The organism is Thauera sp. JM12B12 (genome assembly GCF_039614725.1).
Lineage (GTDB): Bacteria > Pseudomonadota > Gammaproteobacteria > Burkholderiales > Rhodocyclaceae > Thauera.
On sequence record NZ_CP154859.1, the window covers coordinates 371,010 to 391,097 of the forward strand.

Below are 20,088 nucleotides of genomic sequence, written 5' to 3' on the forward strand. Positions count from 1 at the left end.
GCCGCGGCGGCGCCGCCCCTCTAGAATGGGGCTCCATCTGGGGGAGCCGGGGATGATGAAGGGGGTGACCGCGCAGGCAGGCGGGGGTGCCCGGGCCGCGCGTGGCGTCATGGGCGGTTGGCAGCGGGAGCGGGCAGCGTGAGCTGGGCGGGCCTTGGTCGCGCGTGCGCAGGCTGCCGCCGGCGGATGCGCCTCTGCCTGCTCGGTCTGCTGTGCCTGTGCTGGAGTCTTGCCAGCCAGGCGGCGGCGCTGCCGCTCGATGCGGCGGGCACCGGGCCCCTCGGGCGCGAGGCCACCGTCTTCGTCGAGCGTGACGCAGCGCTCACGCTGGAAGCGGCGCTTGCCGCGCAGCGCAGCGGACAGTTCGCTGCCGGCGCAGCCGCGGTGCCCAAGTTCGGCATCGGCGCCCGACCGGTGTGGCTGCACCTGGCGGTCGACACGCCCGCGGCGCAGCGGCGGCAGATCGTCGTCGGCGCGCCCTGGACCGACCGTGTCGACGTCTACCTGCTGCGTGGCGACGCGGTGGTCGCGCACCTTGCCGCCGGGGACGGCGAGAGGGGCTTGCTGCCGCCGACGGGTAGCCTCGGCTTCGTGCTCGACCATGACTTCGCGCCAGGCGTCACCGACATCCTCGTGCGCGCGGCCTCCCCCGATCCGCTGGTGGTCCCGTTGCGCCTGCTGACGCCTGCCGCGGCCGCCGCGGCGCAGCGTGCGCACGACTACGGTTATGGCCTGCTCTACGGCTACCTCCTGGCGCTGATCGTCTACAACGCCATGCTCTACGTCGGCCTGCGCGACCGCAGCCAGCGCGACTACGTGCTCTACGTGGGCAGCTTCCTGCTGCTCAGCATGGCGTACTCGGGGCATGGCCAGGTGTGGCTGTGGCCGGATCAGCCGGAGGTCCAGCGTTACGCGATCCTGGTGCTGATGGTGCTGTTCGGCTGCATGGGCCTCGGCTTCGCGAGCAGCTTCCTGGGCTTGCGCAGCAGCCTGCCCGGACTGCACCGCCTCGTGCGCGTGCTGATGGTGGCGGGGGCGCTGGCGATGGCGCTGTGCGTGGCGTTCGACCTTCAGCCTGCGGCCGGGGTGGTCGCCTTCGTGTTCACCCAGGTCTTCGCGCTGGCGATGGTGTGGATCGGCGTGGCCAGCGTGCGCCGCGAGCGCATCGGCGCGCCGTATTTCCTGGCCGGGGCGTTGATCGCGATGGCGGGCACCGCCATCACCACCTTCGCGGTGTGGCATGGCTTGCCGTATTCGGCGTGGGCGCTCCATGCCGCGGAGGCGGGCGTCGCCCTCGACGGCACGGTGCTGACGCTGGCGTTGGCGTACCGGATGCGGCGGCTGCGCGGGGAGCGCCAGCGCGCCGAGCACCTCGCCGCGACCGATCCGCTCACCGGCCTGCGCAACCGGCGCGCCTTCAGCGCGGCGGCGGCGGCGCTGTGGCAGGCCACCCAGCAGGGCGGGCGCCCGCTGGCGGCGATCGTGCTCGACCTCGACCATTTCAAGCTGCTCAACGACACCCATGGCCACGCCGCCGGCGATGCCGCCCTGATCGCGGTGGCGCGGCTGCTCGAGCAGGGTTGCCGCGAGGCCGACCTGGTCGCGCGCTGGGGCGGAGAGGAGTTCGTCGTGCTGATGCCCGATGCCCGCCTGGCGCAGGCGCGACGCACCGGCATGCGCCTGCTCGAGGCGATCCGCGCGGTACGCATCGAGCACGGCGGCCAGCGCCTGCACCTGAGCGCGAGCGTCGGCGTGGCCGAACGCGGCACCCACGCGAACCTCGAGGCCTTGATCGACGAGGCCGACCACTGGATGTACGAGGCCAAGCGGGTGGGGCGCGGCTGCGTCTGCTGTGGCGACACGACACCATCGGCAGGGGTGAAGGCGGACTAGGTATCGCCCCTGCCGATCATGATCCCGCCCTGCCGCCGCCACGCGGCCGGGGTGGTGCCGTAGGCGCGCTTGAAGGCGCGGCAGAAGGCGGCCTCCGAGTCGTAGCCGATGTCGAAGGCGATCTGCGCGGTCGCCGCGGGGCTGTCGCGCAGGCGCAGCGCGGCGAGTTGCAGCCGCCAGTTCGCCAGGTAGTGCATCGGCGGCGTGCCGAGCAGGGCGGTGAAGCGCTCGGCGAAGGCGGAGCGCGACAGGCCCACGGCGCGCGCCAGCTCCTCGGTGGTCCATGGATGGGCGACACGGCTGTGCAGCAGCGCCAGCGCGCGCCCGACCGTGCGGTCCTGCAGCCCGGCGAGCCAGCCGGTGTGGCCGGCGGGCAGGTTCGCCAGGTAGCGCCGGACCGCCTCCACGAACAGCAGCTCGGCGAGCTTGCCGAGCACCGCGGCCGAGCCGATGCCGCCTGCGGCGAACTCCTCGGCGGCGTGGCGGAAGGAACTCTCGATCCAGTCGCCGCCGGTGCCGTCGCGCACGCCGAGCTTCAGCACCGGCGGCAGGGTGGCGACGAGCGGGTTGTGCGGCGCCTCGCAGCCGAGAAAGCCGCACACGATGCGGGTGTGCTCGCCGCCGCCACCCAGGCGCAGCGAGGCCGGCGTGCCGGCGTCGGGCGCCTGCAGGTGGGGGTCGATCGGCGTCGGCCGCAGGCCCGGCGCGCTCGCCAGCAGGTGGCCGTCATTGCGCGGCAGCATGACGATCTCGCCGGCCGCCACGTCGACCGCTTCGCCGCGGTCAAGACTTCCGGCGTCGCGGACATATCGGCCATGCGGCCATGAACTTAACTTAGCACTGCGCGCACGCCCCGGCCGATCTTCGCTCTCCCGGGGGTAGAAGGCGCGTCACCCCCACCCCAGCAAGGAGAACGAAGATGAGCTTCCACGACGACCATGGCCTCGCCTGCACCGGCGCCGATGCCGACAGCGCCGCCCACTACCGGCGCGCCCTGCACCAGTTCCGCTGCTACATCGAGGATCCGGTGGCGAGTGTCGATGCCGCGCTCGCGCTGCGCCCCGACTTCGTCATGGCCCATGCGCTGAAGGCCTGGCTGCACCTGCTCGGCACCGAGCCGGCGGGCATCCCGGTGGCGCGCGCCTGCCTGCTCGCGGCCTCGCGGCTGCCGGCCTGGTCGCGCGCCATGGCGGGCCATCACGCCGTGCTCGGCATGCACGCCTTCGGTCTCGAGGAGTGCGGCGACTACGTCCGCGCCGAGGCGCAGGGGCGCGCCGGCGTCGAACTCGAGCCGCGCGACGGCTGGGCCCAGCACGCGGTCGCGCACGTGATGGAGATGCAGGGCCGCGAGCGCGACGGCATCGCCTGGATGCGCGCCGACCCCGCGGCCTGGTCCACCGACAGCTTCTTCCGCGTGCACAACTGGTGGCATCTCGCGCTCTACCACCTCGAGCTGGGCGAGATCGACGAGGTGCTGGCCTTGTACGACGGGCCGATCCGCGGCGAGCGCTCGACCGTGATCCTGGACCTGATCGACGCCTCGGCCATGCTGTGGCGCCTGCACCTGCGCGGCATCGACGTCGGCTCGCGCTGGCAGCGGCTCGCCGAGGACTGGGCGCCGTTCGCCGCCGCCGGCAACTACGCCTTCAACGACGTGCACGCGACCATGGCCTTCGTCGGTGCGGGGCGTCTCGATCTGGTCGACACGGTGCTGGAGGCGCAGCGCGCGGCGATGCAGGGCGACGGCGACAACGCCGCCTTCACGCGTGAGGTGGGGCAACCGCTGACGCGGGCGATCCGCGCCTTCGGCGAGGGGCACCATGCCGAGACCGTGCGCCTGATCCGCGACGTGCGCGAGATCGCCCACCGCTTCGGTGGCAGCCATGCGCAGCGCAGCGTGCTCGACCTGACGCTGATCGAGGCCGCGCTGCGTGACGGCCAGCAGGCGCTCGCCGTCGCGCTGTGCAACGAGCGTGTCGACACGCGCCCGCACAGCCCGCTGACCCGGCTGCTGCGGCAGCGCGCGGCGCCGCTGCGGGCAGCGGCTTGAGGCAGGCGCATCGGGGCGGCCTTCAGCACCGACCTGCGCGGTCGCGCCAGGGGCCCGATTCGTGGCCTATCGTCGGCGGCATTGGCTGAATATAATTACAGCCATGCCGCCTTCGTCTTCTTCCACTGCTGCGCCCCTCGCGGCAGCGCCCGAGCCTGTCGCTTCCGACCCGCTCGCCCGCCTCAACCCGGCGCAACGCGCGGCGGTCGAGCACGGGGTCACGGGCGATGCGAACGCCACGGGCCTCTTTCCGCGGCCGGCGCAGCCGCTGCTGGTGATTGCCGGCGCCGGCTCGGGCAAGACCAACACGCTCGCGCATCGCGTGGCGCACCTCATCGCCCACGGAGCCGACCCTTCGCGCATGCTGCTGCTCACCTTCTCGCGCCGGGCGGCCGACGAGATGGGCCGGCGCGTGCGTCGCATCCTGGCGCAGGCGTCCGCGGGAAGGCCCGGGCTGGCGCAGGCCGAGCTGCACTGGTCGGGCACCTTCCACGCCATCGGCGCGCGCCTCTTGCGCGACTACGCCGGGCGCATCGGGCTCGACCCGGGCTTCACCATCCACGACCGCGAGGATTCCGGCGACCTGATGAACCTGGTGCGCCACGAACTCGGCCTGTCGGCGACCCGGCAGCGCTTTCCCCAGAAAGGCACCTGCCTGGCGATCTACTCGGCGGCGGTCAACACGCAGGCGCCGCTCGCCGAGGTGCTGCAGGCGAACTTCCCGTGGTGCGCGGAGTGGGAGGACGAACTCAAGCGCCTGTTTCGAGCCTACGTCGAGGCCAAGCAGGCGCAGCAGGTGCTCGACTACGACGACCTGCTGCTGTACTGGGCGCAGATGGTGGCCGAGCCGGCGCTCGGTGCCGAGATCGGCGGCCTCTTCGACCACGTGCTGGTCGATGAGTACCAGGACACCAACCCCCTGCAGGCGTCGATCCTGCTCGCAATGAAACCCGATGGCCGCGGCCTCACCGTGGTCGGCGACGACGCGCAGTCGATCTACGCCTTTCGCGGTGCCACCGTGCGCAACATCCTCGACTTCCCCGCCGCCTTCGATCCGCCGGCGCAGGTGGTGACGCTGGAGCAGAACTACCGCTCGACCAAGCCGATCCTGGAGGCGGCCAACGCGGTGATCGCGATGGCGGCCGAGCGCTTCACCAAGAACCTGTGGTCCGAGCGCGAATCGACGCAGCGCCCGCGCCTGGTGTCGGTCAAGGACGACGCCGACCAGGCCGCCTTCGTCGTCGATGGCGTGCTGGCGCGGCGCGAGGAGGGGCTCAAGCTCAAGCAGCAGGCGGTGCTGTTCCGCGCCTCGGCGCACAGCGCGCGGCTGGAACTGGAGCTGACCCGGCGCAACATCCCCTTCGTGAAGTTCGGCGGCCTCAAGTTCCTCGAAGCCGCCCACGTCAAGGACGTGCTCGCGGTGCTGCGCTGGGCCGAGAATCCGCGCGACCGCATCTCGGGTTTCCGTGCCATCCAGCTCCTGGCCGGCATCGGACCGAAGACCGCCGGCCGCGTGCTCGACAACGTCTGCGCCGCGCCCGCGGGCTGCGCACTGCTCGCCGAGCAGCCGGTGCCCGAGGCTGCGCGCGCGGGCTGGCAGGCGTTCGCGGCGCTCGTCGACCGCCTGGCCGAACGCCCGCAATGGCCGGCGGACTTCGAGCTCGCCTGCCGCTGGTACGAGGGCGAGATGCCGCGCCTGTACGACGACTTCGCGCTGCGCGTGCTCGACGTCCAGCAGCTCGCCCGCATCGCCGCCACCAGCCCGAGCCGCCAACGCTTTCTCACCGAGCTCACCCTCGACCCGCCCAGCGCCACCAGCGGCGAGGCTGGCATGCCGCTGCTCGACGAGGACTACCTGATCCTGTCGACGATGCACTCGGCCAAGGGCCAGGAGTGGAACGCGGTGAGCGTGCTGAACGTGGTCGACGGCTGCATTCCGTCCGACGTCGCCACCCGCAACAGCGCCGAGATCGAGGAGGAGCGCCGCCTGCTCTACGTCGCGATGACGCGGGCGAAGGACAACCTCGACCTGATCGTGCCGCAGCGCTTCTACGTGACGCAGCAGATGGGCCTGGGCGACCGCCACGTCTATGCCGGACGCACGCGCTTTATCCCCAACCGCCTGCTCGGCCACTTCGAGCAGCTGAGCTGGCCGCCGCCGCCGCCCGAACTGCAGGGCTCGCCCGCCTCCCGCCAGGCGGCGATCGACCTCGCGGCGAAGATGCGCGACATGTGGCGCTGAAGCGCTGCGCGCCGCCCCGTGGGAGCGGGCTTGCCCGCGAACATCACCGGCTGCACGCGCCCCGTTCGCGGGCCACCGCACCCACTGGCCGCCGCTCCCGCGGGCTGCGTTGGCGGTCGGCGTTGCCCCGGCTCGGGGGCGGTCCCATAATCGGCCGCATTTCCGTCCCCTCGAGCCTGCCCATGGGTCTGTCCGCCGCCGACCTCGACGAGAACGGCCTCAAGATCGGCATCTCGCCCGAGCATTTCCGCGCGGTGGCGATGCCGCTGCTGTTCGACCATCTCAATGCCCAGTGCGAAGGCACGGTGGCGGTCAATCGCCAGGCGCGCATCGTGTGGATGAGCGACAAGTACGCGAGCAAGATCGGGCTGGCCGACGGGCATAGCGCGCTCGGGCGCGAGATCGAGGACGTGCTGCCGGCGAGCCGGCTGCGCGAGGTGGTCGACAGCGGCGAGCCCAGCCTGCTCGACCTGATGCCCTTCGGCGACGAGCACTTCGTCGTCACCCGCATCCCGCTGCGCGCCGACGATGGCCAGGTGGTCGGCGCGCTCGGCTTCGTGTTGTTCGATCGCGCCCGTCACCTGAAGCCGCTGATGGAGAAGTACGGCCGCCTGCAGGCGCGCCTCGCGGAGACCGAGCGCGCGCTGCTGCAGGCGCGCCGCGCGCGCTACACGATCGCCAACTTCATCGGCACCAGCGCGGTCGCCACCGAGATCAAGCGCCAGGCCCGCCGCGCCGCCCAGCTCGACGCCACGGTGCTGCTGCGCGGCGAGACCGGCACCGGCAAGGAGCTGCTCGCGCAGGGCATCCACAACCTGTCGGCGCGCGCCAATGGGCCCTTCGTCGCGGTGAACATGGCGGCGGTGCCCGACAACCTGGTCGAGGCCGAGCTCTTCGGTACCGCGCCGGGCGCCTTCACCGGCGCCGACCGCAAGGCGCGGCTGGGCAAGTTCGAGCTCGCCAACGGCGGCACCCTGTTCCTCGACGAGATCGGCGACCTGTCGCTGCCGCTGCAGGTCAAGCTGCTGCGCGTGCTGCAGGAGCAGCAGGTCGAGCCGCTCGGCTCGAACCAGGTGCGCCCGCTCGACGTGCGCGTGATCGCCGCCACCCATGTGGACCTCGAGGCGCGGGTGGCCGAGGGCAGCTTCCGCGCCGACCTGTTCTACCGTCTCAACGTGCTGGCGCTGCGCGTGCCCAGCCTGCGCGAGCGGCGCGAGGACATCGGCGCCCTGGTCGAGGCCCTGCTCGACGACATCGCGGCGCGCTCCGGCCAGCGTCCGCTGGAGCTTGCCGACGACGCGCTGGCGCTGCTTGCGGCCCAGCCGTGGCCGGGCAACGTGCGCCAGCTGCGCAACCTGCTCGAGCGCGCCCAGCTGAGCGCCGACAGCGGGCCGCTGGATGCCGCGGCGCTGGCGGCCCTGCTCGGCACGGCCGGGGCGGTGCTGGCCATGCCCGTCGCGGCTGCACGCGCAGGGGCCGCGCCGGACGCGTCATTGGGCGCAAGGCCCGACGCAGGGCAGGACGCAATTCGGGCGGCCACGCCGGACGCGCGCCCCGGAGAGGGCGTCGTGCCGCTCGCCGACGCCCTCGCGCATGCCGAACGCGTGGCGCTGCGGGCGGCGCTGCAGGCCTGCGGCGGCAATCGCCGCCTCGCCGCCAGCCGGCTCGGCATCTCGCGCGCCGGCCTCTACGCCAAGCTGCAGCAGCACGGCATCACGCGCTGAGCCCTGTGCTGCCCCGCGTCGGGGTGTCCAGAAATCTGGATTGATTGCTTCTGGGTGTCCTGAATCCTGGACATGTCTTGAAAGCTGGAGCCTTCAATGCGTCCGCATGCGTGTCGTCTGGCTATGACGGGCGGTAATAAGGCGGATCGATAACCCAATCAGCGCATGCGATCCAGGCCTGTTTGCGCCTGTTCGGGGCCCTGTTCCGGCCGCAGCGTGCAGGACCTGGCACGGATGCTGCTGTTGATTGCCCGCACCGCGGCGACGTCCGCGGCCGATACCGATACCCAAAAACCAATCCAGGAGGAGGACGCCCCATGGGCACCCTAGGCATTCTGTTGTCCCTCGTATTGCTGATGTATCTCGCCTACCGCGGCATCAGCGTCCTGCTGCTCGCGCCGCTGCTGGCGCTGTTCGCCGTGCTGACGTCGGGCGAGGCGGCGATGCTGCTGCCGACCTACACCCAGGTCTTCATGAAGGCCATGGGCGGCTACGTGATCCAGTTCTTCCCGCTGTTCCTGCTCGGCGCGCTGTTCGGCAAGCTGATGGACGACTCCGGCTCGGCGCGCGCGATCGCGCACGCCATCGTCGAGAAAGTGGGCAGCCAGCGCGCGATCCTGGCGATCGTGCTCGCCTGCGGCATCCTGACCTATGGCGGCGTGTCGCTGTTCGTGGTCGCCTTCGCGGTGTATCCGATCGGCGCCGCGCTTTTCCGCGAGGCGGGGATCCCCAAGCGCCTGATCCCGGCGGCGATCGCGCTCGGCTCCTTCACCTTCACGATGACCGCGCTGCCCGGCACGCCGGCGATCCAGAACGCCATCCCCAGCCCCTTCTTCGGCACCGATGCCTTCGCCGCGCCCGGCCTCGGCCTGATCGGCGGCCTGATCATGCTCGGCCTCGGCACCTGGTGGCTGAGTGCCCAGCAGCGCAAGCTGATGGCCGCGGGCGAAGGCTACGGCCACCACAGCGGCGAGCCCGACAGCGAGCCCGCCGATGCGCCGCGTCCAGGCTTCTGGATCGCGCTGCTGCCGATCCTGGTGGTGATCGGCCTCAACTTCGTGATGGCCAAGCAGGTGCTGCCGGGCCTCGACCACAGCTACCTCGCCAAGCCCGAGTTCGGCGGCCTGCAGGACGCGCGCTCGCTGATCGGCATCTGGTCGATCATCGTCGCGCTGTCGGCGGCGGTGCTGCTGCTGGTGGCGCTGCACTGGACGCGCTGGGCCAACCTGATGAAGACCGTCAACGAGGGCTCCTTCGGCTCCATGCTGCCGATCCTCAACACCGCCACCGAGGTCGGCTACGGCACCGTCATCGCCTCGCTCGCCGGCTTCGTGGTGATCCGCGACCTGGTGCTCGGCATCGCGCCGGGCAACCCGCTGATCTCCGAGGCGGTGGCGGTGAACGTGCTCGCCGGCATCACCGGCTCGGCTTCGGGCGGCATGTCGATCGCGCTCAAGACGCTGGGTGCCGAGTACCTCGCCATGGCCACCGCCGCCGGCATCAGCCCCGAGCTGCTGCACCGCGTCGCCGCCATGGCCTCGGGCTGCATGGACACGCTGCCGCACAACGGCGCGGTGATCTCGCTGCTGGCGATCTGCCGCCTGACCCACCGCGAGTCCTACGGCTTCATCGCGATGAACACGGTGGTGTTCCCGCTCCTCGCGCTGGCGGTGGTGATCACCCTCGGTACGCTGTTCGGCAACTTCTGAGCGCAGGCGGGAGATCGGTCATGAGTACGAGCACACATCCGATCGCCGCCTCGCTGCGCGCCTCCGACACCGGCAAGGTGGTGTCGGCGCGCGCGGCGGTGCGCCTGATCCGCAGCGGCGACACGGTCGCCACCGGCGGCTTCGTCGGCATCGGCTTTCCGGAGAGCGTCGCGATCGCGCTCGAGGAACGCTATCTCGAGGGCGACGCCGAGGGTGGCGGCACGCCGCGCGACCTGACCCTGGTCTATGCCGCCGGCCAGGGCGACGGCAAGGACCGCGGCCTCAACCATCTCGGCCACGCGGGCCTGGTGGCGCGCGTGATCGGCGGACACTGGGGCCTGGTGCCCAAGCTGCAGGCGCTCGCGGTGGACAACCGCATCGAGGCCTGGAACCTGCCGCAGGGGGTGATCTCGCATCTCTTCCGCGACATCGCCGCCGGCAAGCCGGGCGCGCTGACCCGGGTCGGTCTCGGCACCTTCGTCGACCCGCGCTTCGGCGGTGGCAAGCTCAATGCGCGCACCACCGAGGACCTGGTGCGGCTGATGCCGATCGACGGCGAGGACTATCTCTTCTACAAGGCCTTCCCGATCCACGTCGGCATCATCCGCGGCACCACCGCCGACCCCGATGGCAACGTCACCATGGAGAAGGAGGCGCTGACCCTGGAGGCGCGCGCGATCGCGATGGCCGCGCGCAACTCGGGCGGCATCGTCATCGTGCAGGTCGAGCGCATCGCCGAGCGCGGCTCGCTGAACCCGCGCCAGGTGCAGATCCCCGGCGTGCTGGTCGACTGCGTGGTCGTGGCGGACCGCCCCGAGCACCACATGCAGACCTACAGCGAGCAGTACAACCCCGGCTTTGCCGGCGAGATCCGCGTGCCGCTGTCGGCGATCGCTGCGCTGCCGATGAGCGAGCGCAAGATCATCGCCCGCCGCGCGGCGATGGAGCTGCGGCCCGATGCGGTGGTGAACCTGGGCATCGGCATGCCCGAGGGCGTGGCCACCGTCGCCGCCGAGGAGCAGATCATCGACCTGCTGACGCTGACCGCCGAGCCCGGCGTGATCGGCGGCGTCCCGGCCGGCGGGCTGTCCTTCGGCGCGGCGGTCAATACCCAGGCGATCATCGACCAGCCCAGCCAGTTCGACTTCTACGACGGCGGCGGGCTGGACATCGCCTTCCTCGGCCTCGCCCAGGCCGATCGCGAGGGCAACCTCAACGTCTCCAAGTTCGGCCCGCGGCTGGCCGGCGCGGGCGGCTTCATCAACATCTCGCAGAACGCCAAGAAGGTGGTCTTCGTCGGCACCTTCACCGCCGGCGCGCTGCAGGTGGCGGTCGAGCAGGGCGGCCTGCGCATCGTGCATGAAGGGCAGGCGAGGAAGTTCGTAGCCGCGGTCGAGCACCGCACCTTCAGCGGGCCGCAGGCGGTGAAGTGGAACCGGGACGTGCTCTACGTCACCGAGCGCTGCGTGTTCCGCCTGTGCGCCGAGGGCCTGGAGCTGATCGAGATCGCGCCCGGCGTCGACCTGCAGCGCGACATCCTCGAGCAGATGGATTTCGTGCCGGTGATGAAGCGGCCTCCAGCCCTGATGGACGCACGCGTCTTTGCCGACGCGCCGATGGGCCTGCGCCGCGACCTGCTCGGCGTGCCGCTGGCGCGCCGGGTGGCCTACGACGCGCAGCAGGGCGTGCTGTTCCTCGACTTCGAGGGCCTGGCGGTGCGCACGCCGCAGGACATCGCGGCGATCCGCGACGCGGTGCGCGCGGCGCTCGCCCCGCTCGGGCGAAAGGTCGACGCGGTGGTCAATTACGACCGCTTCTCGATCGTGCCGGAGCTGGTGGACGACTACGTGGAGATGGTGAAGGGGCTGATGGACGCGCATTACCGCACGGTGACGCGTTACACCACCAACGGCTTCCTGCGCATGAAGCTCGGCGAGGAGCTGGAGAAGCGCCGCATCCCGGCGCGCTTCTACGAGAGCGCGAGCGCGGCGCGGCAGGGGCTGGCCGGGGCCTGATGGGGGCGGCGCTTGCCGGGGGGCGTCGTCATGGCCCGCCCGGGCCGGCCTCCCCTTCCAGCCACAGGCGCAGCGCCTCGGCGTTGTTGTGCGTGGTGTCCCGTGCGCCATAGACCAGGGTGAGGACTGGATGCGCGGCGATCAGGCCACGCAGTTCGGCGAGCGCCGGGGCGGCGGCGGGGGATTGCAGCTCGTCGGCGTAGCGCCGGCGAAATTCATCCCAGCGTTCGGGGGCGTGGCCGAACCACTTGCGCAGTTCGTTCGACGGCGCGAGCTCGCGCAGCCAGTGGTCGACGCCCGCGTTCTCGCGCTTGAGGCCGCGCGGCCACAGGCGGTCGATGAGCACGCGGCAGCCGTCGTCGGGGGTGGGTGGGTCGTAGGCGCGGCGGATGCGCAGGGGCATGGTCGGGGACTCCTGTCTTTTGAACGGCGGAGATCAGGCTGGCGTAACCACTTGTCGTTTGGCCCAAGCGCCTTGAGTGTTGGGCGGCTCAGCTGCGCTTGCGATCCGCCGGGGACGCGCGGGGTATTCCTTCCGGGGCTGCGGAACTCGCTCGATTCCTCGCTCGGACAGTCCTCGCCCCTTCACGAATACCCCGTGCGCGTCCCTCGCCCCAGGCGGTCGCGCACAGAAGGTTCAAAAAACAACGCCTGCCTCAAGCACAAGCGCTTGAACGACCACCCCGCGCCACGGCCTCGGTCCAGGAAGCCGCCACGCAGCAACTCAAACCGCCAACCCCTTCTCGTCGAACATCCCCTCGAACAGGATCGAGCTCAGGTAGCGCTCGCCCGAGTCCGGCAGGATCACCACGATGGTCTTGCCCGCATTCTCCGGCCGCTGCGCCAGGCGCACCGCGACCGCGGTGGCCGCGCCGCAGGAGATGCCGGCGAGGATGCCTTCCTCGCGTGCCAGGCGACGGGCGTAGAGCACCGCGTCCTCGTTGCTCACCTGCTCGACGCTGTCGACCAGCGACAGGTCCAGCACCTTGGGCACGAAGCCCGCGCCGATGCCCTGGATCTTGTGCGGCGCCGGCGCCAGCGGCTGGCCGGCGAGGTGCTGGGTCAGCACCGGGCTGGCGGTCGGCTCCACCGCGACCGACTGGATCTCCTTGCCGCGCACGCGCTTGATGTAGCGCGACACCCCGGTGATGGTGCCGCCGGTGCCCACGCCCGAGACCAGGATGTCGATGCCGCCGTCGGTATCGTTCCAGATCTCGGGGCCGGTGGTGGTCTCGTGGATCGCCGGGTTGGCGGGGTTCTCGAACTGCTGCAGCAGCACGTAGCGGTCGGGGTCGCTGTCGACGATCTCCTTCGCCTTCGCGATCGCCCCGCTCATGCCCTTGGGACCTTCGGTCAGCACCAGCTTCGCGCCATAGGCCACCAGCAGCTTGCGGCGCTCGATGCTCATCGTCTCGGGCATCGTCAGCGTCAGCGGGATGCCGCGCGCGGCGCACACGAAGGCCAGCGCGATGCCGGTGTTGCCGCTGGTGGGCTCGACGATCTCCTTGCCCGGCCCGAGGCGGCCGTGAGCTTCGGCGTCCTTCACCATCGAGGTGCCGATGCGGCACTTCACCGAGAACGCCGGGTTGCGGCCCTCGATCTTGGCGAGCACGGTGGCCTGGGCGCCGTCGGTGACGCGGTTGAGGCGGACGAGCGGGGTGTGGCCGATGGACTCGGCGTTGTCGGGATACCAGTGGGACATGCGGGGTTCCTCATGTGGAAGACGGCAGGGCGGATGTCGCCCCTGGCCGCAGTATAGGCAGGGGCGAGGCGCCCTTGCCATGCTGCGCGGCAGCGTCCGGGGGGCGACCGGGCAGGTTCAGGCTGCGCGGGTGGGGCCTGAGGTAGCCTCAGCGCCGGGTCGCGTCGTCCTCGCCGCAGTGGGTGAGGATGTCGGCGCGCACCGCGTCGCGCAGCGCGAGCAGGTCGTGCCAGTCCTCGCCGGCGGGCGCATGCGGCGCACAGATCGTCACCGTGAGCGCGCCCGGCCGCGGCTGCCAGCTGCCGTCGGGCAGTACCGCGCGGGTGCCGGCGAGCGCGACCGGCACCACCGGCAGGCCCTGGCGCGCGGCGGACTGGAAGGCGCCGAGGCGGAAGGCCTGCAGGCCGGGGCGGGCGCTGAAGGTGCCCTCGGCGAAGAACAGCAGCGGCGCGCCGGTGCCGGCGCCGGCGGCGAGCGTGTCGGCGTCCTCGACGCCGTGGCCGGGGTCGAAGCGGCGCACGAAGCAGGTGTCCATGCGCTCGAACAGCGGCCCCAGCAGCCGGCTGTCGCGCAGCTCGGCCTTGGCCACGAAGCGCACCGGCTGCGGCAGCGCGGCGGCAAGCACGAGCCCGTCGATGTAGCTGGCGTGGTTGGCGACCAGCACGCAGCCGGTGGCGGGCAGGTGGTCCGCGCCCTCGACCCGCAAGGCGCAGCCGCACAGCCGGGCATGCAGGCGCGCCAGGCGGTGGCACACCGCCCAGCGCTGCGCGAGCCGCGGCAGAGTGAGGATGGCCAGCGTGGCGAGCGGCGCGAGCAGCAGGAAGGCGGACCACGCCCACGCCGCCTGCAGCCGCCCCGGCACCGCCAGCGCGGCGCGGCGCGCACGGCCGGCGAGGCTCGCGAGCTGCAGGCGCAGTACCTGCAGCCAGGCGGCGCGGCTGGGGGCGCCGAGCGTGCCGGCGAGCCAGGCGTCGCGGATGGCGGCGCGGCGGATCTTGCCGCTGGAGGTCTTGAGCACCGCATGCGGCGGGGCGAGCACGACCGCGTCCGGGGCGAGGCCGAGCGCATCCATCGCGGCGGCGGTGATGCGCGCCTCGAGCGCAGCGCGCGCGCCGGCGTCCTGCACCCGCGTCTCCGCTACCACGACCAGGCGCTCGTCCGCCTCACCCGGCGTGTCGCAGCCGAACACCGCGACGCAGCCCTTGCGCACGCCGGGCAGCTCGCCCACCGCCTGCTCGAGGTCGTAGGGGTAGAGGTTGCGGCCGGCGCGGATGATCATCTCCTTCGCGCGCCCGGTGAGGTAGAGCTCGCCGTCGGCGAGGTAGCCGTGGTCGCCGGTGGCGAGCCAGCCGTCTCGGATCAGGGCGGCGGTGGCCGTCGGGTTGCGGTAGTAGCCGGCGGTGGCCGAGGGGCCGCGGAACTCGACCGCGCCGACGGTACGCTCGGGCAGGGGACGGCCGTCGGCGTCGACGACGCGCAGTGCGTGACCGGGCAGGGCGGGGCCGCATGAGACCACGCGCAGCGTGTCGGCGGCGCTCGCGGCGCTCGCCGTGCCCGCTGCGTTTGCGGTGTCCACGGCCTTGGCCGTCCCCGCAGCGTGACCCGCGCTCGCAGGGGGCGTGGCATCCGAGGCGTTCACCGGGCCCGCGGTGGCGGCCGCCGCCGTCGCGGGCTCGACCTGGCCGCCCAAGCGCACGCTCGCCCGCCGCACGCGATCGACGACCACGCCGCGGCCGGGCGGGGGCACGCACAGGCCGACCGCGCATTCGGCCAGGCCATAGACCGGCGTCAGGATGCGCGCATCCAGGCCGTAGCGGGCGAAGGCGGTGGCGAAGCGCGCCAGGGTGTCGGGGTTGACCGGCTCGGCGCCGTTGGCCGCCAGCCGCCAGCACGACAGGTCGAGGCCGTCGAGCGCGGTGTCGGCGAGGCGCTTGACGCACAGCTCGAAGGCGAAGTTGGGCGCGGCGGTGACCGTGCCGCGGTAGCGGTGGATCGCCCACAGCCAGCGCTCCGGGCGGGCGAGGAAGTCGAGCGGCGACATCAGCACCAGGGTGCAGCCGTGGTACAGGCTGCCCAGCCAGGTGCCGATCAACCCCATGTCGTGGTACAGCGGCAGCCAGCTCACGCACACGTCCTGCGGTACCACCGCGGCGGCGGCGCCCCAGGCGCGGATGTTGGCGAGCAGGTTGGCGTGGCTCAGCGCCACGCCCTTGGGGTCGCCGGTGGAGCCGGAGGTGTATTGGATGAGGCCGAGCGCGCTGCTGCGCAGGGGGAGTGGGGGCTGTGGCGCGCTTCCGGCCGCAGCCAGCGCGGCTGGCGTGCTGACATGGGCGAGCGTCGGCACCAGCCCGGCGAGCATGCGCGCGAGCGGGCGCACGCGGTCGAAGGTGATCAGCACCCGCGCCTCGCAGTTGCGCAGGATGCCGGCCTGGCGGCGCAGGTGTTCCTCGATCTGGTTGGGGCGCGCCGGCGGATACATCGGCACCGGCACCGCGCCGGCGAACAGGATGGCGAAGAAGCAGCGGAAGAAGTCCAGTCCGGAGGGCAGCATCAGCGCCACGCAGTCGCCCGGGCGCACGCCGAGCGCCACCAGCGCGCCGGCCAGGCGCACGCCGGCCGCGTGCAGCTGCGCGTAGCTGAGCGTTTCCGCGTGTTCGTCATCGACCAGGAAGCGGACGTGGGTGCGCTCGGGGTGGCGGGCGAGGTGCCACGCGAGGACCTCGACCAGGGTCGCGGCCGAATCGGGGAGCGCGGCCGCCGCCCCCTCGATGACCGACTCGGGCGCGGATGACGGCGGGGGCGGTGGGGATGCGGCTGCCGCCGCGGCGTCGCCTCCGGCGCGGGCGGCCTGCGCCATCGCGCGCAGCAGTTCGCGCGGCGTCTCGGCGGCGACGAGCACCTCGGTGGGCAGGCGCAGACCGAAGCGGCGCTCGATGCGCGCGAGCAGCTCGACCCGGCTCAGGCTGTCGAGGCCGAGCTCGCGGTCCAGGGTGCTGTCGAGGCTGGCGTGCCGTACGGTGCCGGGCTGCAGCTCGCGGAGGACCTCGTCGATCAGGCGCAGCAGCGCGTCGGCGTCGGCCGGGGCTGTGTGGGCAGGAGGTGTCGGCATCGGAGGTGCAGGCATCGCGGCGAATTCCGGTTGCGCGCCGCCGGGCGGCTCGGGGCCAGGGGAGGGGGCGTGTGCAGCGCGGCGGGCCGCCCCGGCGGGCGACGGGCTTGGTAACATCGCCGCCCATGTCTGCCTGCCTTGATCCCCGCGCCCCCCGGGTGGTTCCCTGCCGAGGAGCCCCCTATGTCTGACCAGCTCGCCCTCGGCCTGCGCGACGTCGCCGCGCTCGGGCAGATCTTCACCCCCGAGCCGGTGGTGCGCGCGATGCTCGCGCTGCGCCGCAAGTACGGCCGGGTGCTCGAACCCTCCTGCGGCGACGGCGCCTTCCTGCGCCACCTGCCCGGCGCAGTCGGGCTGGAGCTCGATCCCGACCACTGCCCGCCCGGCGCACAGGCGATCGACTTCTTCGCCTATCCCGAGCGCGAGCAGTTCGACACCATCATCGGCAATCCGCCCTATGTGCGTTTCCAGGACATCCCGGCCGCGACCCAGGCGCTGATCGCGCGCGGCGGCTACGGCGCCTGCCTCGACAAGCGCGCCAACCTGTACCTGTTCTTCATCGACAAGTGCCTGCGCCACCTGAGGCCCGGCGGCGAGCTGATCTTCATCACGCCGCGCGACTTCCTCAAGGCGACCTCGGCGGTGAAGTTGAACCGCCTGCTGTTCGAGGCCGGCAGCATCACCGATGCGATCGAGCTGGGGGATGCGCGGGTGTTCCCCGACGCGGTGCCGAACTGCCTGATCTGGCGCTTCGAGAAGGGCCACAGCGCGCGCAGCCTGCGCTACTGCGAGATCGGCGTCGGCGACGACCTCGCCGCGGCGCTCGCCGCGCCGGCCTGGGAGACCCGCCACTTCATCGAGTGCGCCGGCCACCTGATGTTCGCCCGCGGCGACTACCCGCTGCGACTCGCTGAGGTGGCCTTCGTCAAGGTGGGTGCGGTATCGGGCGCCGACGAGCTGTACGCCGACCCGCTGCAGGGCAACCGCGACTTCGTGTGCTCGCACACGGTCAGTACCGGGCAGACCCGGCGCATGATCTTCTCCGAGCCCGGCGAGTCCCCGCCGGACGCGCTGCTGCCTTACAAGGCGCGCCTGCTGCAGCGCAGGGTGACGAAATTCGACGAGTCGAACTGGTGGATGTGGGGGCGCATGCACCACCGCAGCACGCAGCCGCGGGTCTATGTGAATGGCAAGACGCGGGTCGCGCAGCCCTTCTTCACCCACGCCTGCGATGACTACGACGGCGCGGTGATGGCGGTCTTCCCGCGCCGCGCGGACGTCGACATCGAGGCCTTCCGCGATGCGCTCAACGCGGTCGACTGGGCCGATCTCGGCTTCGTCTGCGACGGGCGCTTCCTGTTCACCCAGCGCAGCCTGGAGAACGCGCCGCTGCCCGCGGGGTTTGCGCGTTTCCTGCCATGAGGCTGTCGCCCGCTGGGCTCGCTGAAGGCTTCATCGCCAAGGCTTAAGAAACCGTTAAGTTTTCATTAAGTATCTGTAAATAAAGAATAATTTTATGCATACGTAAGCGGGGCGTAAGTCTCCCGACCTAAGGTTCGTCCAACCGGACGGGCGTCCGGTCCTTTCACCGATGCAGGAGGGAGACATGGAAAACGACATGGCGACGAAAATCGCCGCCAACCCCAAGTACCAGCAGCTGGTGCGCACGCGCTCGAGCTTCGGCTGGATCCTCACGGCGATCATGATGGTCGTCTACTACGGCTACATCGCCATCATCGCCTTCGACAAGGAGCTGTTCTCGCAGCGCCTCGGTGACGGGGTCATGACGGTCGGCATTCCGGTCGGCCTCGGGGTGATCTTCTTCACCGTCCTGATCACCGGCTTCTACGTGCGGCGCGCCAACTCCGAGTTCGACCGCCTGACCCGCGAGATCGTCGAGGAGAGCGGCAAATGAACGGCGCCCACTTCAAGCTCGCGGGCGGCCTCGCGCTCGCCCTGCTGTCCTCGCTGGCGCTGGCCGCGGGGGGCGACCTCGGCCAGGCCGAGAAGCAGGCCACCAACTGGACGGCCATCATGATGTTCGGCGTGTTCGTCCTCGGCACCCTGTACATCACCAAGTGGGCGGCCTCGAAGACCAAGTCGGCGGCCGACTTCTACACCGCCGGTGGCGGCATCACCGGCTTCCAGAACGGCCTGGCGATCGCCGGCGACTACATGTCGGCAGCGTCCTTCCTGGGTATCTCGGCGGCGGTGATGGCCAACGGCTATGACGGCCTGATCTACTCGATCGGCTTCCTGGTCGGCTGGCCGGTGATCACCTTCCTGATGGCCGAGCGCCTGCGCAACCTCGGCAAGTTCACCTTCGCCGACGTCGCCGCCTACCGCTTCCAGCAGACCCCGATCCGCGCCTTCGCGGCCTCGGGGACCCTGGTCGTGGTGGCCTTCTACCTGATCGCGCAGATGGTCGGCGCCGGCCAGCTCATCAAGCTGCTGTTCGGCCTCGAGTACTGGATGGCGGTGGTCATCGTCGGCGCGCTGATGATGGTGTATGTGCTCTTCGGCGGCATGACCGCGACCACCTGGGTGCAGATCATCAAGGCTTGCCTGCTGCTCGCCGGTGCATCGTTCATGGCCTTCATGGTGCTGCTCAACTACGGCTTCTCGCCCGAGGCGATGTTCGCCGACGCGGTGCGCGTGAAGACCGAGGTGGCGACCGCCGCCGGCAAGAGCGCGGCCGAGGCCTCCACCATCGGCCAGGCGATCATGGGTCCGGGCTCCTTCATCAAGGATCCGATCTCGGCGATCTCCTTCGGCATGGCGCTGATGTTCGGCACCGCCGGCCTGCCGCACGTGCTGATGCGCTTCTTCACCGTGCCGGACGCCAAGGAAGCCCGCAAGTCGGTGTTCTGGGCCACCACCTGGATCGGCTACTTCTACATCCTGACCTTCATCATCGGCTTCGGCGCGATCGTGCTGGTGTCGACCAACCCCGGCTTCCTCGATGCCAAGGGCGGCCTGATCGGCGGCAGCAACATGGCGGCGATCCACCTCGCCAACGCGGTCGGCGGCAACGTGTTCCTCGGCTTCATCTCGGCGGTGGCGTTCGCGACCATCCTCGCGGTGGTGGCCGGCCTGACCCTGTCGGGCGCCTCGGCGGTGTCGCACGACCTGTACGCCACGGTGTTCAAGAAGGGCAACGCGGATTCGGCCTCCGAGCTCAAGGTGTCGCGCATCACCACCCTGGTGCTGGGCTTCGTCGCCGTGGTGCTGGGTATCGCCTTCGAGAAGCAGAACATCGCCTTCATGGTGTCGCTGGCCTTCGCGATCGCCGCCTCGGCCAACTTCCCGGTGCTGTTCATGTCGGTGCTGTGGAAGGACTGCACGACCCGCGGCGCCACGATCGGCGGCTTCATCGGCCTGATCACCGCGGTGGTGCTGACCGTCGTGTCGCCCTCGGTGTGGGAAGCCACGCTCGGCAACCCGAAGGGTTCGGCGCTGTTCCCCTACGCTTCGCCGGCGCTGTTCTCGATGGCGGCAGGCTTCATCGGCATCTGGCTGTTCTCGATCCTCGACAACAGCGCGCGGGCCAAGGCCGACCGTGCTGGCTACCTGGCGCAGAAGGTGCGTTCGGAGACCGGCATCGGCGCCGCCGCGGCTTCGGCGCACTAAGCAGCAGGCCGGAC

At 71.3% G+C, this 20,088-nt stretch carries 13 protein-coding genes; 9 read left to right on the forward strand and 4 right to left on the reverse strand.

Annotation, left to right across the window (positions count from 1 at the left end; translation table 11 throughout):
* Positions 1 to 186 precede the first annotated feature (186 nt).
* A complete protein-coding gene (locus AAG895_RS01620) occupies positions 187 to 1,893 on the forward strand; it encodes a diguanylate cyclase (protein ID WP_345793825.1) in 1,707 nt (568 codons plus the stop codon).
* On the opposite strand, the gene AAG895_RS01625 is transcribed toward AAG895_RS01620, so the two are convergent.
* Entirely contained in the window at positions 1,890 to 2,636 is a 747-nt protein-coding gene (locus tag AAG895_RS01625) for an AraC family transcriptional regulator (protein ID WP_345793826.1), read from the reverse strand. The genes AAG895_RS01620 and AAG895_RS01625 overlap by 4 nt on opposite strands.
* Positions 2,637 to 2,812: 176 nt before the next feature.
* On the opposite strand from AAG895_RS01625, the gene AAG895_RS01630 reads away from it, so the two are divergent.
* The 5 genes from AAG895_RS01630 to AAG895_RS01650 all read left to right on the forward strand — a co-directional run bounded on the left by AAG895_RS01630 (position 2,813) and on the right by AAG895_RS01650 (position 11,633).
* Positions 2,813 to 3,943, forward strand: a complete 1,131-nt coding sequence (locus AAG895_RS01630; RefSeq protein ID WP_345793827.1) for a tetratricopeptide repeat protein — start codon at positions 2,813 to 2,815, stop codon at positions 3,941 to 3,943.
* 103 nt (positions 3,944 to 4,046) lie between these two features.
* Complete coding sequence (locus AAG895_RS01635; RefSeq protein ID WP_345793828.1) at positions 4,047 to 6,185, forward strand: ATP-dependent helicase; 2,139 nt, start codon at positions 4,047 to 4,049, stop codon at positions 6,183 to 6,185.
* 182 nt (positions 6,186 to 6,367) lie between these two features.
* On the forward strand, positions 6,368 to 7,909 hold the full coding sequence (locus tag AAG895_RS01640) for a sigma 54-interacting transcriptional regulator (RefSeq protein ID WP_345793829.1): 1,542 nt from the start codon (positions 6,368 to 6,370) through the stop codon (positions 7,907 to 7,909).
* Positions 7,910 to 8,226: 317 nt separating this feature from the next.
* Positions 8,227 to 9,618 carry a GntP family permease gene (locus AAG895_RS01645; protein ID WP_345793830.1) on the forward strand — a complete coding sequence of 464 codons (1,392 nt, stop codon included), beginning with the start codon at positions 8,227 to 8,229 and terminating at the stop codon, positions 9,616 to 9,618.
* 20 nt (positions 9,619 to 9,638) lie between these two features.
* Entirely contained in the window at positions 9,639 to 11,633 is a 1,995-nt protein-coding gene (locus tag AAG895_RS01650) for an acyl CoA:acetate/3-ketoacid CoA transferase (protein WP_345793831.1), read from the forward strand.
* 28 nt (positions 11,634 to 11,661) lie between these two features.
* Here AAG895_RS01650 and AAG895_RS01655 read toward each other — a convergent pair whose 3' ends face one another.
* The 3 genes from AAG895_RS01655 to AAG895_RS01665 all read right to left on the reverse strand — a co-directional run bounded on the left by AAG895_RS01655 (position 11,662) and on the right by AAG895_RS01665 (position 16,444).
* Positions 11,662 to 12,036 carry a DUF488 family protein gene (locus tag AAG895_RS01655; protein ID WP_345793832.1) on the reverse strand — a complete coding sequence of 125 codons (375 nt, stop codon included), beginning with the start codon at positions 12,034 to 12,036 and terminating at the stop codon, positions 11,662 to 11,664.
* 321 nt (positions 12,037 to 12,357) lie between these two features.
* Positions 12,358 to 13,335, reverse strand: coding sequence for a cysteine synthase A (gene cysK / locus AAG895_RS01660; protein WP_345793833.1), 978 nt, complete (start codon positions 13,333 to 13,335; stop codon positions 12,358 to 12,360).
* Positions 13,336 to 13,483: 148 nt separating this feature from the next.
* On the reverse strand, positions 13,484 to 16,444 hold the full coding sequence (locus AAG895_RS01665; RefSeq protein ID WP_345793834.1) for an AMP-binding protein: 2,961 nt from the start codon (positions 16,442 to 16,444) through the stop codon (positions 13,484 to 13,486).
* Between the two features lie 183 nt (positions 16,445 to 16,627).
* Between AAG895_RS01665 and AAG895_RS01670 the strand changes: the two genes are divergently transcribed.
* The 3 genes from AAG895_RS01670 (at position 16,628) to AAG895_RS01680 (ending at position 20,074) form a co-directional block, all read left to right on the forward strand.
* Positions 16,628 to 17,866 (forward strand): class I SAM-dependent methyltransferase, encoded by a 1,239-nt coding sequence (locus tag AAG895_RS01670; RefSeq protein WP_345793835.1) that lies wholly within the window; start codon positions 16,628 to 16,630, stop codon positions 17,864 to 17,866.
* 184 nt (positions 17,867 to 18,050) lie between these two features.
* Complete coding sequence (locus AAG895_RS01675) at positions 18,051 to 18,359, forward strand: DUF485 domain-containing protein (RefSeq protein ID WP_345793836.1); 309 nt, start codon at positions 18,051 to 18,053, stop codon at positions 18,357 to 18,359.
* A complete protein-coding gene (locus AAG895_RS01680; RefSeq protein ID WP_345793837.1) occupies positions 18,356 to 20,074 on the forward strand; it encodes a cation acetate symporter in 1,719 nt (572 codons plus the stop codon). The genes AAG895_RS01675 and AAG895_RS01680 overlap by 4 nt, the downstream gene beginning before the upstream one ends.
* Positions 20,075 to 20,088: the final 14 nt, after the last annotated feature.